General features: G+C 60.4%; 12 protein-coding genes. 5 read left to right on the top strand and 7 right to left on the bottom strand.

Annotation, left to right across the window (positions count from 1 at the left end; genetic code table 11):
- Nucleotides 1-21: 21 nt before the first annotated feature.
- The 3 genes from JFU58_RS15450 to treP all read right to left on the bottom strand — a co-directional run bounded on the left by JFU58_RS15450 (nucleotide 22) and on the right by treP (nucleotide 4468).
- Nucleotides 22-1242, bottom strand: a complete 1221-nt coding sequence (locus tag JFU58_RS15450) for a maltoporin (RefSeq protein WP_177025477.1) — start codon at nucleotides 1240-1242, stop codon at nucleotides 22-24.
- Between the two features lie 71 nt (nucleotides 1243-1313).
- Nucleotides 1314-2960 carry an alpha,alpha-phosphotrehalase gene (treC, locus tag JFU58_RS15445; RefSeq protein ID WP_201141093.1) on the bottom strand — a complete coding sequence of 549 codons (1647 nt, stop codon included), beginning with the start codon at nucleotides 2958-2960 and terminating at the stop codon, nucleotides 1314-1316.
- A gap of 65 nt (nucleotides 2961-3025) precedes the next feature.
- Nucleotides 3026-4468, bottom strand: coding sequence for a PTS system trehalose-specific EIIBC component (gene treP / locus JFU58_RS15440; protein WP_008438268.1), 1443 nt, complete (start codon nucleotides 4466-4468; stop codon nucleotides 3026-3028).
- 236 nt (nucleotides 4469-4704) lie between these two features.
- Between treP and treR the strand changes: the two genes are divergently transcribed.
- From treR to JFU58_RS15420, 4 genes are all read left to right on the top strand, one after another.
- Complete coding sequence (gene treR, locus JFU58_RS15435; RefSeq protein WP_003209636.1) at nucleotides 4705-5409, top strand: trehalose operon repressor; 705 nt, start codon at nucleotides 4705-4707, stop codon at nucleotides 5407-5409.
- A 140-nt stretch (nucleotides 5410-5549) separates the two neighbouring features.
- Complete coding sequence (locus JFU58_RS15430) at nucleotides 5550-6173, top strand: DUF1120 domain-containing protein (protein ID WP_177025476.1); 624 nt, start codon at nucleotides 5550-5552, stop codon at nucleotides 6171-6173.
- Between the two features lie 179 nt (nucleotides 6174-6352).
- On the top strand, nucleotides 6353-7480 hold the full coding sequence (locus tag JFU58_RS15425) for a dermonecrotic toxin domain-containing protein (protein WP_201141091.1): 1128 nt from the start codon (nucleotides 6353-6355) through the stop codon (nucleotides 7478-7480).
- Nucleotides 7477-9819 (top strand): membrane-targeted effector domain-containing toxin, encoded by a 2343-nt coding sequence (locus JFU58_RS15420; RefSeq protein ID WP_201141089.1) that lies wholly within the window; start codon nucleotides 7477-7479, stop codon nucleotides 9817-9819. The genes JFU58_RS15425 and JFU58_RS15420 overlap by 4 nt, the downstream gene beginning before the upstream one ends.
- A gap of 227 nt (nucleotides 9820-10046) precedes the next feature.
- Here JFU58_RS15420 and guaA read toward each other — a convergent pair whose 3' ends face one another.
- The 4 genes from guaA to JFU58_RS15400 all read right to left on the bottom strand — a co-directional run bounded on the left by guaA (nucleotide 10047) and on the right by JFU58_RS15400 (nucleotide 14904).
- Nucleotides 10047-11624, bottom strand: coding sequence for a glutamine-hydrolyzing GMP synthase (gene guaA / locus JFU58_RS15415; protein WP_017134673.1), 1578 nt, complete (start codon nucleotides 11622-11624; stop codon nucleotides 10047-10049).
- Between the two features lie 82 nt (nucleotides 11625-11706).
- Nucleotides 11707-13176: an IMP dehydrogenase gene (gene guaB / locus JFU58_RS15410; RefSeq protein WP_017478674.1), complete on the bottom strand. Its 1470-nt coding sequence runs from the start codon at nucleotides 13174-13176 to the stop codon at nucleotides 11707-11709.
- Nucleotides 13177-13426: 250 nt separating this feature from the next.
- Nucleotides 13427-13975, bottom strand: a complete 549-nt coding sequence (locus tag JFU58_RS15405; protein ID WP_003209647.1) for a hypothetical protein — start codon at nucleotides 13973-13975, stop codon at nucleotides 13427-13429.
- Between the two features lie 161 nt (nucleotides 13976-14136).
- Nucleotides 14137-14904 carry a sulfite exporter TauE/SafE family protein gene (locus tag JFU58_RS15400; protein ID WP_201141088.1) on the bottom strand — a complete coding sequence of 256 codons (768 nt, stop codon included), beginning with the start codon at nucleotides 14902-14904 and terminating at the stop codon, nucleotides 14137-14139.
- Nucleotides 14905-15003: 99 nt separating this feature from the next.
- Here JFU58_RS15400 and JFU58_RS15395 point away from each other — a divergent pair, with 99 nt between their 5' ends.
- Nucleotides 15004-15894, top strand: coding sequence for a LysR substrate-binding domain-containing protein (locus JFU58_RS15395; protein WP_177025474.1), 891 nt, complete (start codon nucleotides 15004-15006; stop codon nucleotides 15892-15894).
- The last annotated feature ends 4 nt before the right edge of the window (nucleotides 15895-15898 follow it).

Genomic DNA, 15898 nt, shown 5'->3' with positions numbered 1-15898 from the left:
AAATCATTGAATGGGGGCGACTTATTTCCACCAATATTCGACTTGCACACCAAAATTGGAACCATGCAACGCCGTGCCGTAGCTGCCGGTGTCGGACAACGCCGAACCTGCCGCCAGCTCATTGGCCGCACGCTTGGCCGCTTCGTTCCAGGTCGCGTAGGTGTAATACAAGCGCACTTCCGGCCGCGCCCAGAAGTCCGGGCCTTTGGGGGACCAGGTCGGGGCGAAGGTAAATTTGCTCAGCTTGCGCGTACCACCGGTGGCCTCGACCTGATCATGGCCAAGTTCGGTGACCAGTTTGAACTGTTCGGAGATGGCATAGGCCGGGCGCACGCCCAGCGACATCCAGGTCTGGTCCTGGCTGCCCGGGCGAATATCCTTCTGGTAAACGGCCTCGATCTGCCCGCCAAACCGTGGGGTCACTTGCCAGTCGAAGAACTCCACCGCGCGGTAGCTCTTGCTGCTTTTATCGAGGAAGGTATCGCCGGTGTAGCCGAGGCCGGTGCCGGGGCCTTCGCCGTATTGCAGCGCAAACTTGTTGCGCCCGCCAAGAAAGGGTTTCTGCACGTGCTGGGCGGTAATGGCCCAGCCACTGTTGGTATCACGACCACCGGCTTTTTCGATGTAACTCAAGCCCAGTTCCAGCTCACCGCCGGGGTTGGTCTTGAAGCCGGCCACGTTGAAGTCATGACGGGTGGCGTATTCCTTCTGGTACAGGTTGTCCTTGCGGGACAGTGCATAGCTGTACTTCAGGTCGCCGATTTTCACGTCCTCGATACCGCCGCCTGTGGCGCTCTGGTTCCAGTAGTAAAAGTCGGAGATATGGATGTCATTTCGTTTGTAGTAGCGCCGGCCGGCCCACAGCGAACCGCCGTTGAGGCTGGGAATGTTCGACCACTGCGCATACATCTGCGGCATCCGTGCCGAGCCGTTGTCTTCACCCTGGAACTTCAGCGCCCGGTCGTACTTGTTGTACAGCGAGGCCATGGCATCGACGCTGAACACCGAGCCGTCGTCGAGGGTCAGCAGGTCCTGGCGCAATTCGAGTTCGGCGTACTGCTCGCACTCGTTGCCCAGACGGTATTTGGATTGTGCACCCGGCAACTGGAAGCACTGCTGCTTGCCACTGCCGGTTGAAGTCCCTGCGCCGCTACGCAAGTAGCCGGCAAATTCCAACGCCTGAGCTGCCATCGGCAAGGTCAGGCAGGATGCAACGAGGCCCAGCTTTATTGTTGTTTTCATGAAGCACTCCGATATTTTTATTATGTTTTTTTAAGCGCCCCGGCTCTCCCACGCCGGGGGTAAAGCGGGTCTCAGTCCTTGAGGTGCAGCACAAACGATTCATACGGGCGCAGCGAGACCTGGTTCGAACGCTGTGGGCAGTCGTCGTAGTTGCTGATCAGCAGGCGTTGCTCACTTGCCGCCGTCAGCAGGCCATCGGGCAGTTCGATCTGGCAGGGCGTACCGTAGAAGTTGTTCAGCACCAGCAGGCGCTCGCCGTGGCCTTCGCGCAGGTACGCCCAGACCTGGGTGTGCTGCGGCAGCAGTTGGCGATAAACGCCTTCCTGAATCAGCGGCTCGTGCCGACGCAGTTCGATCAACGCGCGGTAGTGATGCAGCACCGAATGCGGGTCATCCAGCTGGCTTTGCACGTTGATCTGCGCCGCGTTGGCCGGGATGCCGATCCACGGTTCGCCGCGGCTGAAGCCGGCGTTTTGCTCGGCATTCCATTGCATCGGCGTGCGGCCGTTGTCGCGGGACTTCTGCATGATCGCCGCCATGCTCGACGCCTCGGATTCACCCGCCTCGCGCTTGAGCCGGTAGATGTTCAGGGTTTCGACATCCCGGTATTGGTCGATGGTGTCGAAGCCCGGGTTGGTCATGCCCAACTCTTCGCCCTGGTACACAAAAGGCGTGCCCTGGAGGAAGTGCAGCGCGGTGGCGAGCATCTTCGCCGAGACCACGCGGTGCTCGCCGTCGTCACCAAAACGCGAGACCACCCGCGGCTGGTCGTGGTTACACCAGAACAGCGCATTCCAGCCGCCACCGCCCTGCATGCCGAGCTGCCAGTCAGACAGAATCTGCTTGAGTTGCAGGAAGTCGAAGTCGGCCGCGACCCACTTCTGCAGGTTCGGATAATCGACTTTCAGGTGGTGAAAGTTGAAGGTCATCGACAGTTCTTTCGACTGTGGATTCGAATAACGAATGCAGTGCTCAAGGCTGGTGGACGACATCTCGCCGACGTTGATCAGGTCATGCCCCTCGAACACTTCGCGGTGCATTTCCTGCAGGTATTCGTGTACGTTCGGGCCGTCGGTGTAAAAGCGTCGACCGTCGCTGCTGTCTTCCGGGAAATCCGCCGGTTTGGAGATCAGGTTGATCACGTCCAGACGGAAACCGCCCACGCCCTTGTCGCGCCAGAAGCGCATCAGCTTGAACACTTCGGCGCGCACCTTGGGGTTGTCCCAATTCAGGTCGGCCTGGGTGTGGTCGAACAGGTGCAGGAAGTACTGGCCGGTTTGCGCCTCGTATTCCCAGGCAGAGCCGCCGAACTTGGATTCCCAGTTGTTCGGCTGGTCGCGCCAGATGTAGAAGTCGCGGTACGGGTTGTCGAGACTGCTGCGGGCCTGCTGGAACCACTCGTGTTCGATGGAGGTGTGGTTGACCACGATGTCGAGCATCAGCGTGATCCCGCGCTTGGCGGCTTCACTGATCAGCAGGTCGCAATCGGCCATGGTCCCGTAGCTTGGGTCGATGGCGTAGTAGTCACTGATGTCGTAGCCGTTGTCGCGTTGCGGCGAGCGCAGGAACGGGGTGATCCACAGGCAGTCAACGCCCAGCCACTTCAGGTAATCAAGCTTGTCCACGATGCCCAGCAGGTCACCGGTGGCGTTACCCGCGTGGCTATGAAAGCTTTTTGGGTAGATCTGGTAGATCACCGAGTGTTGCCAGTTTTGCATGGTGGGTTCCTTCAATTTGAAATGCGATCAACTGTGGGAGCTGGCTTGCCTGCGATAGCGGTAGGTCAGGCGACCCTGTATCCAGGCCGAACAATCTTCATGCTCAGCACACAGGTCAAAACAAACGGCACGACAATCGCAACGACCATGCCGATGACAAAACTTGGGATGTATTGCGGGATGATCGAGATGAACCCGGGCAAGCCACCCACGCCAATGGCCGAGGCCTGGACCTTGTTCAGCGACAGGAAAATACTGCCCAGCGCCGAGCCGGTCAGGGCGGCATAGAACGGAAACTTGAAGCGCAGGTTGACCCCGAACATCGCCGGCTCCGTGATGCCGAAGTAAGCGGAAATCGCCGAGGTGGAGGCCATGCTTTTGTCCCGCGCATTGCGGCTCATGTAGAACACGCCGAGCGCCGCGCTGCCCTGGGCCAGGTTGGACATGACGATCATCGGCCAGATAAAGGTGCCGCCCTGGGTGGAGATCAGTTGCAGGTCCACGGCGAGGAACATGTGGTGCATGCCGGTGATCACCAGCGGTGCGTACAGCAGGCCGAAAATGGCACCGCCGACCATGGGCGCCAGGTCAAACAGAGTGACCACGCCTTCGGTGATCAGGATGCCGAGGTGACGGGTCACCGGGCCGATGATCGCCAGCGCCAGCACGCCAGTGACGACGATGGTGGTGATCGGCACCACCAGCAATTGGATGGCATTCGGCACCCGCGCCCGCAGCCATTTTTCAATCACGCTCATCACGTAGGCGGCCAGCAGGATCGGCAGGATCTGGCCCTGGTAACCAACCTTCTCGATCTTGAACCAACCGAAAATATCGAAGTACGGCAGGCTCTGGCCGTCGAGACCGGCGACCGCCTTGCCGTAGTTCCAGGCGTTGAGCAAATCGGGGTGCACCAGCATCAGGCCGAGGACGATGCCGAGAATTTCACTGCCACCAAACCGCTTGGCCGCCGACCAGCCCACCAACGCCGGCAGGAACACGAACGAGGTGTTGGCCATCAGGTTGATCAGGCTCCACAGGCCATCCAGGTTCGGATAGGCGTCGAGCAGGGTCTTGTCCGCGATGAACATGCCCTTGGCGCCCATCAGGTTGTTCACCCCCATGAGCAAACCGGCAATGATCAGCGCCGGCAAAATCGGCATGAACACGTCGGAGAACACCCGCACCAGGCGCTGCATCGGGTTTATTTTGTCGGCGCTTTTCTGTTTCACGTCAGCGATGGTCGACGCGGCGAGGCCGGTTTGCTCACGCAGGGCGGCGTAGACCTTTTCCACTTCGCCGGGGCCGATCACGATCTGGAACAGGCCGCCGGTGAAGAACGAACCCTTGACCAGGTCGACCTGGTTCAGCTCGCCGCTGTTGGCCAGGCTCGGGTCCTTGAGGGCCAGGCGCAGGCGGGTCACGCAATGGGCAGCTTGCTCAAGGTTGTCGCTGCCACCGAGGTTCTTGAGAATCTCGCGGGCAATATTCGGATAGTCGTGGCTCATGCTTGGTATCCACTTTGGTTTTTTTTATTGGGGCGGTCATAGGCAGCACGCCGAGGCCAAAAGTACTCGTCTGTACGAGTTAAAGCAATAACTCGTATGTACGAGTTTGAAAATGATTGAATTTCTGTTTTTTGAGTCAGATATTTCCGAGTTCTACAATGGGTTGCATGGACAAACCCCATCGCTGCCACTAAGGTTCCTGCCTTGAACGCCAACGCGGCACAGAGCCCTCCCCCATGAGTAAATACAACCAGATCTATACCGATCTGCTTGCCAGCATCACCACCGAACGCCTGCAACGCGGCACGCGCCTGCCCTCCGAAACCGAACTGATGGACGCCTACCAGGCCAGCCGTGGCACGGTGCGCCGGGCGATCGAGCAATTGCAGGAGCGCGGGTTCGCGCAAAAGATCCACGGCAAGGGCACGTTCGTGTTGTCGCCCAACCCCATCGAGTTCCAGCTCGGCGGCATCGTCAGCTTTCGCGAGACCCATGCCGCCCTCGGCGATGACGTCAGCACCGAAGTGGTGGAGTTCAGCCAATTCCCCCTGGAAGGCCCGCTGATGCAACACATCGAAGCCGAAGCGGGCAGCCTGATCACTCGGGTCAAACGGGTGCGGCGGATCGACGGCAAGCGGGTGATCCTCGACATCAACCACTTCGTCGCCGACCTGATTCCGGGGCTGGACCGGGAGATTGCCGAGCAGTCGATCTATGCGTTTATCGAGCAGACGCTGCAGCTGCAAATCAGCTATGCCCAGCGCACCATCGAAGCGCTGCCGCGGGGGAAGGACGACCAGACACACCTGGACCTCGAAGGTCAGAGCCATGTGATCGTGGTGAGCAACCAGACGTTTTTGCAGGATGGACGGCAGTTCGAGTACACCGAGTCGCGGCATACGCTGGATAAGTTTTACTTTTCAGATATCGCGCGACGCTGAGCCGCTTGAAGCGGCCTGGCCATTATCGCAATTGTTGCATTTCCCTCGCACACACGGATCTTTAAGGTCGCGCCCCTCCAACCAAGGGGCAGACGCGACATTGTCCGCGCCTGCGCACTGCAACGATTTTCGAGCCGATAATGAACAAGATATTCACCTCACTCACCACGGCGTTATTGCTGGGTAACAGTGCAACGGCCTCTGCCGCCGCTACCGTAGACCTGACCGTCAAAGGCCGTATCACTCCGAATGCCTGCCAGCTCCAACTCGCCAACGGCGGAGCGGTTGATCACGGCAAACTGGCGGCCAAGGACTTGAATATTGAAGAAATAACAGTCCTGGACCAATACCGCCGGCAATTAAGCGTGAGGTGCGAAGGACCGACACTGCTGGCCCTGAACACCGTCGATAATCAGGCAGGCTCCGCATTGGTGCCTAGCCTCCATGGCCTCGGCCTGGTCAACGGCAGCGAAAAACTCGGCTACCTCGCCTTTAGCCTGGCCGACCCGGTCAGCGAGTCCGGCCCAATGCGCCCCATTGTATCCGGCAACAAAGGGGCCACCTGGAATACCGGCACCGCCGTCACCCATGGCTTGTTGACCTCCGTCACCCACGCCGAAAACCCGCGTCACACTCCGGTAGCAATCACCACGCTGGATGCGCAGCTTGTGTTTTATACCTACATCGCCCCCTCCAATACGCTGACCCTGACCGAAGAAGTGCCCCTGGACGGTGACGTCACCCTGGAAATGAAATACCTCTAGCCGGTCTCGGCACGGGCAGTTCGAGTACACCGAATCGTGGCATTCCCGGACACGTTTTTAACTTTCTCGGACATTGCCCTGCGTTGAGTCCGACGCGCAGCAACAGGCAGGGCCGACAGCCTTGAACCGGGCCCCTTGGGATAGTACGGGCGACATCACGCCACCCAAGGAAAGCTACCATGCAAGACGCACCCAAGCAGCCCAACGCCGCCGAGGCCGTCGCACTCAAGGCGTTGGTCCCGGCCATGGTCGAGGCCTGCCCTGACCTTTACGAAATGGCCACCCGGTTCGCACGCAAAATCCTCACCGATCATGCGATCAACCTTGATCCGGAGCAGATCTACTTCCACCGTTTCCATTCGTCCCAAAGCAACGACCAGACCTTTAGCGGCTGGGAACACTTCGAACATCCCCACGATTCCCTGACCCTGACGCAACTGGTGATCACCCGCTTCACCGTGCATGACCAGGACAACGCCGACGTGCTCGACAACGATTGCGGCTTCTACACCGCCGGGCCGGAGGTGGGCACCTACAACCAGAGCAACGAGGTGCGGCTGCTGGGCAGTCAGGTGATGAAAGCCTTCTGGGCCTTCAACTTCCTGGATCATTACAAGACAGCGGTGGCCACGTTCTGGAGCAGCCAAAGCGAGCACTTCCGCAGTCTGGCCAAATGCACCTACCTGGCGAAGGCCATCGAAGACCGCGAAGCCGGGCGGCTGTCGGATGCGCACTTCCTGACGGTGGTGAAAGCGGCAGCCAGTAACGTCGAGTGGCCGGTGACCCGGGCGATGCTCGATGCTTCAATCCAACCTTCTCCAGCCCTGCGCATCCGGCGCTTGCAGATCGGCAGCTACGTCTCCAGCGATATCCTGTGCATCGTCGACGCTTACGAGCGCCAGATCGTTTACGTGCCGGGTGAGCTCTGGGGCTTTCATGTGATGGAAAGCGTGGTCGACCTGCATTGGTGGGTGATGTCCCAGGTCGAGCGACCGGACGCACGCAAACGTTTCATGGCGCATTTCCAGGCGATGGACCACGATGTTATGGAAGACACGGCCGCCCTCACGTCCACCCAGGAATGGCTGCTGGCCGCTTTTCCGGTGGCGGATCTGTTGGCCCACGTGTTCCACGAACCGCACCGGGAAAACGTCGGCCTCAGCCACCTGCTGGACCTGCTGTTCAGTGCCTGGCAAACCAACAACCACCAGCTACTCGAGGTGCAGCAGGCCTGGGTCAACGACGACCCCTTCACCACCTGCGGCACACCACCCACGCGCGCATGCTCGCCGATGCAGGCTTCATGATGCACACCAATGGCGAACTGCGAAAAAAACTCTGGATGGGCTACCTCAATGCTTTCGGCCGGGTGTTCGGGCCGATGGCCGCGGTCGGCTGGCCGGTGGCGCTGGCCGTGGTGGGCGCGGGCATTGCGAATGTCGGGTTGAATATTGATCAGGCGGTCACAGGCAACACGCCGGCCGAACGCAAGGCAGGCGTAACCGGTGCGATCCTCGCGGGCATCGACACCCTGTTCAACGCCATGTTTCTCAAGGGCGGTGGCGACTTGCCGGACATCGCCCTGACCGAAGAGACAGTGGGTTCAGAAACCCGACTGGGGACCGGCACGTTGTCCAGGGCCGACGCGCCAATGCTGTCGGATATTGCCCCCGACCGAGTCGTGGCCCCGGCCCAGCAAGAAACCCTGCTGGACAGCTTGCGCACCGACATCACCGAAGGCACGCGTGCCGGCACCGGGGCCAGGGAGGGCATTATCGAAACCCTGAGCGGCAAGACTTACATCTACCTGCGCCAGGGCACTACGTCCGGCTATTTTCAGGTGCGCTACGTCAAGGAGGTCAAGGGCTGGTTGATCATTGATGCGCAAAACCCCTACGCGTTTTCGCGCAACGTTCCCGTGCGGCTCAATGCCTACAAACGCTGGGAACCCTTGCCAGCCCCCGGTCTCAAGGGCGGCATGTTGCGGATGGGGCCCAAACCCTGGGGCCGGGCGACGGACCCTTTGCCCCAGGTTGACCCAGTGACCACTGCGTACGACGTGCCCGTGGCCGAGCGTCCGGCATTGCGAGACCATGCAGACGGCTACGGGGACCGCCACGCCCTCAGCGAAACCTACTTTGCCGGGAATGAATACGACGACTTCAAGGCCCTGCGCCGCCGGCTTTACAACGACGCCAAGGATTTTTTTGCTGCCCGGCCGCCGACTGTCCGCGCGCCCATTCCCACGTTCAAGCCAGGCACATCGATCAAGGAATTCATCCAGCGCCTGCTCAATGAAGGCCCCGGTATCGTATTCGGCGAGAACCATTCCAGCGTGGGCAGCAAGCGCTTGCTGATCGAGAATATGCCGCTGCTGGCCAAGCAGAAGGTCAAGACCTTATACCTGGAGCATGTGCAGACGGATTTTCATCAGGCCGACCTGGAGCTGTTCAACCGCAGCGGCAAAATGCCCGAGCGCCTTGAGCGCTATCTCAACAGCCTGGACAACGGCTTTGGCACCGACCCCACCGGGCGCTATACCTTCCTCGAAGTGGTCAAGAGCGCGCAGCGCAACCATATTCGCGTGCAAGCCATCGACTGCATGGCCAGCTATCGCAAGGGGCTCGCTGATGTCGAAACCTTCTACCGGCAACAGATGATGAACTTCTTCGCACGCACTGTGATCGATGCGGACCAGGCGGCCCGTGGCGCGCATAAGTGGGTAGCGTTGGTGGGTAACAGCCACGCCAACGTGCACCAGGGCGTACCGGGGCTCGGCGAGTTGGAGGACGTTGTCGGTGTTCGCATCGAGGACGTGGAAACCGGCCAACCCAGGGGGATCGAGCCGGATCCCGGCTATGCAGCCACTGACAAAAGGCTGACGTCGGTCGAAATCAAAAATGACCTGCGCGTGCAGATGGACACGCCCCTGGACGTGCGCGTCGCCCAACAGCTGTCGCGCTACCTGCCGGAGGCTGGCATGTATATCCACCACGTCGAACCCGGTTATCCGATGTTTGTTGCTCGCGGCCGGGATGGATTTATCAACTGTGTGCTGATCCAGCATGATAAAGCGGGATATCTGGTTGACCGGCCGGAATGGAAGTCGGTCAGCGGCAAGCATTTCAAGACCCTCGAAGAGCTGAGCCGGGCACTCAAGTCCCGAGGAATGGTCGAGGTGACAGGCCCACGACTGTCTCCTGAACTGCCATCCAGCCCGGTACCCGCGTCCTATGCCAGCAACCTGTTGCTGGAAAGCGAGAGCATGAATACCCAGCCTGGGCGGTTTTTCCAGACCTATACCCTGCACTCGTCCGGCAGCCTGCCCAACCACGCCATCCTGATGAATGGCGTGGCCTACCATGTGCGCTTTGAGACCGCGATAAACGGGCCAGGTCACCTGGCGATTGTCGACCCGCTCAACCCCGACGGCTTCAACACCTCGCTGCCAGTGCGCTTGAACGCCCGCAACGAATGGGAACTCGTCGACAGCCCCGGCCTCAAGGGCGGCGGGGAAAACCAGAGCAAGCCGGCGGTCTCGATCGCCTCTCCTGCGGCAACCGCTGGGCCGTCCTCCTCCGTGCGCCCACAGCCATTCAGCGCGTACGGCATCTCGCCGGAAGTCCTGGCGGACCACCGGGTCTAGTTGTCGGCGAACGGGCGGGCGGCGTTGGCAGCAAGGCGTTCTTGAAGTCGCGTCACCAAAGTACTCGGCCCGACCGCCGCCGCCAGTGATGTACGCCTGCAATTGGAAACGCCCTGGCTGCATCCCGGCGAAAAAACCCTCGGCGAACAGTTGCCTGACGGATAAAACACAAAACCCCGGCACCAGGCCGGGGTTTTGTTATTCAGCGCTCACCTGCTACCGCAGGATCATTCCCACTCAATGGTCGCCGGCGGCTTGCTCGACACGTCATACGTAACGCGCGAAATACCTTCGATCTCATTGATGATGCGACCGCTGACAGTCTCCAGCAGTTCGTACGGCAGGTGTGCCCAACGGGCGGTCATGAAGTCGATGGTTTCCACCGCACGCAGGGCAACAACCCATGCGTAACGACGGCCATCGCCGACCACGCCAACCGATTTCACCGGCTGGAACACCACGAATGCCTGGCTGACCTTGTGGTACCAGTCGGCCTTGCGCAGTTCTTCGATGAAGATGTGGTCGGCGCGACGCAGCAGGTCGGCGTATTCCTTCTTCACTTCACCGAGGATCCGCACGCCCAGGCCCGGGCCCGGGAATGGGTGGCGGTAGACCATGTCGTACGGCAGGCCCAGCTCCAGGCCCAGACGACGGACTTCGTCCTTGAACAGTTCGCGCAGCGGTTCTACCAGCTTGAGGTTCATTTCCTCAGGCAGGCCGCCCACGTTGTGGTGGGACTTGATCACGTGGGCCTTGCCGCTCTTGGCGCCTGCCGACTCGATCACGTCCGGGTAGATGGTGCCCTGGGCGAGGTACTTGATGTTGTCCAGTTTGTTGGACTGGGCATCGAATACGTCGATGAAGGTGCGGCCGATGATCTTGCGCTTCTTCTCCGGGTCGGACTCGCCGGCCAGGTTGTTCAGGAACTGATCTTCAGCGTTGGCGCGGATCACCTTGACGCCCATGTTCTCGGCGAACATGGCCATCACTTGCTCGCCTTCGTGCAGGCGCAGCAGGCCGTTGTCGACGAAGACGCAGGTCAGTTGGTCGCCGATGGCCTTGTGCAGCAATGCCGCAACCACGGAGGAGTCAACGCCGCCGGACAGGCCCAGCAGGACGTTGTCGGTGCCGACCTGGGCACGCACGTTGGCGATGGCGTCTTCAGCGATCTTCGACGGGGTCCACAGGGCTTCGCACTGGCAGATGTCGAGGATGAAGCGCGACAGGATGCGACCGCCTTGCTTGGTGTGGGTCACTTCCGGGTGGAACTGCACGCCGTAGTAGCCGCGCTCGTCGTTGAACATGCCGGCGATCGGGCAGCTCGGGGTGCTGGCCAGGATGTGGAAGTCTTCCGGCATCTTGGTGACCTTGTCACCGTGGCTCATCCATACGTCGAGGCCGAACAGGCCATCGGCGTCGATGTGGTCTTCGATACCGTCCAGCAGGCGGCTCTTGCCGACCACGTCGACACGGGCGTAACCGAATTCACGCAGTTCGGAACCTTCAACCTTGCCGCCCAGCTGCTCGGCCATGGTCTGCATGCCGTAGCAGATACCGAAGACCGGCACGCCCAGGTCAAACACCGCCTGCGGGCAACGCGGGCTGTTGGCTTCGTGCACGGACTCGGGGCCGCCGGCGAGAATGACGCCTTTTGGAGCGAATTCGCGAATCGCTTCGTCGTCCATGTCGAACGGATGCAGTTCGCAGTACACGCCGATTTCACGCACGCGGCGGGCGATCAGCTGGGTGTACTGGGAACCGAAGTCGAGGATCAGGATGCGGTGGGCGTGAATGTCGAGGGCCATGAGATCAGTCTCGTCTAATGAATCAGAAACAACTCGGGGCTGAATAAGACAGCCCCGGTTACTTAACTATTTGCTGGAAGCATCAACCTACGCGGTAGTTTGGCGCTTCCTTGGTAATCTGTACGTCGTGGACGTGGGACTCGGCCATGCCGGCACCGGTGATCCGCACGAACTCAGGCTTGGTGCGCATTTCTTCGATGTCGGCGCTGCCGGTGTAGCCCATCGAGGAACGCAGGCCACCCATCAGTTGATGGATGATGGCGCTCAGGGTGCCCTTGTACGGAACACGCCCTTCAATGCCTTCCGGTACCAGCTTCTCGGCGCCCGCGGAGGAGTCCTGGAAGTAACGGTCGGAAGAACCTTGAGCCTGGGACATGGCGCCCAGGGAACCCATGCCACGGTAAGCCTTGTACGAACGACCCTGGAACAGTTCGATCTCGCCCGGCGCTTCTTCAGTACCGGCAAACATCGAGCCCATCATCACGCAGGAAGCACCGGCTACGATGGCCTTGGACAGGTCACCGGAGAAACGGATGCCGCCGTCGGCGATCAACGGTACGCCAGTGCCTTCAAGGGCCGCGGCGACGTTGGCGATGGCGCTGATTTGCGGCACGCCTACACCGGCCACGATACGGGTGGTGCAGATCGAGCCAGGGCCGATACCGACCTTGACCGCATCAGCACCGGCTTCGGCGAGGGCCTTGGCGGCAGCGCCGGTGGCAATGTTGCCGCCGATCACTTGCACTTCAGGGAAATTCTGTTTGACCCAGCGAACGCGGTCGATCACGCCTTTGGAGTGGCCGTGGGCAGTGTCGACCACCACCACGTCAACACCGGCAGCCACCAGGGCCGCTACACGGTCACCGGTGTCTTTACCGGTACCGACCGCAGCGCCTACGCGCAGACGACCTTGATCGTCCTTGCTGGCCAGCGGGTAAGCCTTGGCTTTTTCGATGTCGTTGACGGTCATCATGCCCTTGAGGGCGAATTTGTCGTCGACGATCAGTACGCGTTCGATGCGGTGCTTGTGCAGCAGTTCGCGCACATCGTTCTTGTCAGCGCCTTCCTTGACAGTAACGAGGCGCTCTTTAGGCGTCATCACTTCGCGGACGGTGACTTCAAGACGGTTCTCGAAACGCACGTCACGGGAAGTGACGATGCCGACCAGGTCGCCATCGTGCAGTACCGGAACGCCGGAGATGTTGTGCAGGCGGGTCAGGTCGAACAGGTCACGAACGGTGGCATCGGCCTCGATAGTGATCGGGTCCTTGACCACACCGGCTTCGTAACGCTTGACCTTGCGAACTTCGGCAGCTTGCTGCTCGATGGTCATGTTCTTGTGGATGATGCCGATGCCGCCTTCCTGAGCCATGGCGATTGCCAAACGGGCTTCAGTGACGGTGTCCATGGCAGCGGAAACCAGAGGAATATTCAGCTCGATGCCACGGGTTAGGCGGGTCTTGAGACTGACTTCGTTAGGAAGCACCTCGGAATAACCGGGCACTAGGAGAATGTCGTCGAATGTCAGAGCTTCTTGGCTGATACGCAGCATCGCGGGGGCTCCCGAGCGGGAAAATGGAAGCGCGCCATTATAGTCAGACACCCCCTCGGGTTCAATGTAAAACTCTGACAAACTTGGTAATACTGATAGATGGATGATTTTTGCAGCACTGATCGTTCCCACGCTCTGCGTGGGAATGCCGCTTTGGACGCTCCGCGTCCTGCAGGCGCTGCATGCCAGGGCGACGCGGAGCGTCACGGGAAGCGCTCCCACGCGGGAGCGTGGGAACGATCACATCGGGTCAAAGCTCGACTTTGACCCAACTCATCTTCTGGTCCAGCCAGTCGGCAAATTCGTCGATAAAACTCTGCTTGAACCCCGCCTCCGCCCAGTTATTGAAGATGAATCCCAGGTTGGAAAAGCCGCATTCCTGCAGGAACAGGAAGCCATTGATGTCGTCTTCATGCCCACACAACGGGCAGGTGAAGTTATCGGTGTGGCCGGGCATCCAGTCTTCCAGGCTTTCGAACAGGGCTTCGCCGACTTCCTTCAGGCATTCCGGGCAGCCGGCCTCTTCGAGAAAACCCTTGGCCGGGGTGTAGATGCAGCGCTTGTAGATAATTTCCAGGCCGTTGATCGGCTCGTTGAACGGCAGCGCGTCGGGGTGCAGCACCACGGCGCGGGCCCCGTCGGCCAGGGCGTAGCCCATGCGGTTGCCGGTGCGCCCGCAGGTGGTGAGTTCTTCCTTGACGATGTTCTTGCGCACCAGCCAACGCACAATCGCCCGGGCGCGGGGTTCGTGGACGGGCAAGGTGGAGATCTTGGGGACAAGGATACTTTGGGAGTTCATGGTGCCTGGGTGTCCTGCGGTGTGGCTTCTGACGCCTTCGCGAGCAAGCCCGCTCCCACATTCGACCGCACTCCTACAGGATAAATGCAGTCGAATGTGGGAGCGGGCTTGCTCGCGAAGAGGCCCTGAAGCCCGGCAGCTTAATCCCTGACACCCACAGGTCAAGTACTCAAGTAACGGGCAATCAAGGCAATGCCGCTGGCCAGCACCAGCCAGGTCACCAACCGCACGAACGCCTCGCGGGACATGCGCAGGGTCAACCGCCGCCCCGCCCACAGCCCGAGCGCCATGGCCGGCAACAGGCACACCGCCAACATCAACAAGGGTAGCTCGGCATACACGCCCGCGATCAGAAACAGGCTCAGGCGCACCACCGTGCTGCAACTGATCAACGCACTCTGGGTCGCCCGCGCGCCATCCTTGGGCAATCGGCTGTTGAGGTAGATCGCATACAGAAAGCCGCCACTGCCGAACAACGCGCCAAACAGCCCGCCGACAACCCCCATGGGAATCGCCCAGCCAGCTGCCATCTGCGTGGGCTTGGTCTTCACCGCCAGGCTGTAGATCGCATAGGCGCTGATAAACAGCCCCATCAGCAGCAGCAATAAATCGGAGTGCAGATTAAGCAGGAAGATCACCCCAAGGGTGCAGCCAATCGCCATGCACGGCAGCAGCCTGAACAACTCCGGCTTCACCACATCCCGCCGCGATTGCAGGAGGTTGCCGAAGGCCGCGACAAAATCCAGCAGCACCAGCAAGGGGATGATCTTCGACAGCGGCATGAACAGAATCAGGATCGGCCCCGCCACCAATGCGGTACCAAAGCCTGCAATGCCGAACACGATATACGCCAGGGCAATCGCCACGCCGATCACCAGCCAGTCCTCACCGCCAAATGACCAATGACTCAACAGCTCGACCGGACTCATGAGGTATTCCTTATTAGAGATGGCCATCACTTTAGCCATTGGCAAGCGTTGCGACTAATATCTTCAAAGCCCATCACTCATCTCGAAAAGGCATGACTTGTGATTTCCACCCGGCAATTGCGTTACTTCGTCGAAATCGCCGAGAGCGGCAGCTTCAGCGCAGCGGCCGAGCGGCTGTTTGTGGCGCAATCGGCACTGAGCCGGCAGATCAAGGAGCTGGAAAACCTGCTGCAAACGCCGCTGTTTGAACGCACTGCGCGCCAGCCGCGGCTGACGGCTGCAGGCGAGGCGTTTTATCCAAGGGCACGCAACCTGCTGGGCGAACTGCTCAAGGCCAGTGAGATGGCGACGCAAGTGGGCAGTGGCCAACTCGGTACCCTGCGCATGAGCCATTCGAGCACGGTGCCGATGAGTGGCCGCCTGCTGCGCGGCATCGGTGCCTGGCTGGAGCAATGCCCCGGCGTGTCGATGGACATCGCCAAACTGTCCTCCGAAGCCCAGTTGGAAGAAATCGCCGACGGTCGGCTGGAGGTCGGGCTGTTGCGCTTGCCGGTGCTGCGCCAGCGCGAAGGCGTGCGCATCGTGCCTTTATATAGCGAGCGACTGTTGCTGGCCGTGCCGCCGAGTCACCGGTTGGCCGGGCACACATCCGGTATCGATTTGGCGCAATTGAAGAACGAAGCGTTTATCTCGATCCCTCACCCCCAGCGCGGAGGGCTGAGTTACCTGTCAGCCGAGTTGTGCATGCGTGCAGGATTTTTCCCCAAGGCCGCCCGGGTGATGTCGCGCAAGACCACGCAGTTGCAGCTGATCCAGGCCGGATTCGGGATCGCCCTGCTGCCGGCGTCGATGCAGGACATCGCGCCGGTCAACATTCATTTTCTGCCCTTGGCCGATCCCGATTGCCAAAGCACCGTCGCCCTCGCCTGCCAGCAAACGCCGAGCGCGCTGGTGGAGCAGTTCTGTCAAACCCTGCACGAATGCCTATAAACTG

It is taken from the genome of Pseudomonas sp. TH34 (assembly GCF_016650865.1).
In the GTDB taxonomy this organism is placed as follows: Bacteria; Pseudomonadota; Gammaproteobacteria; order Pseudomonadales; family Pseudomonadaceae; genus Aquipseudomonas; species Aquipseudomonas yamanorum.
The sequence above is the reverse complement of the archived record's forward strand: the minus strand, read 5'-3'. Positions and strand labels throughout refer to the sequence as shown.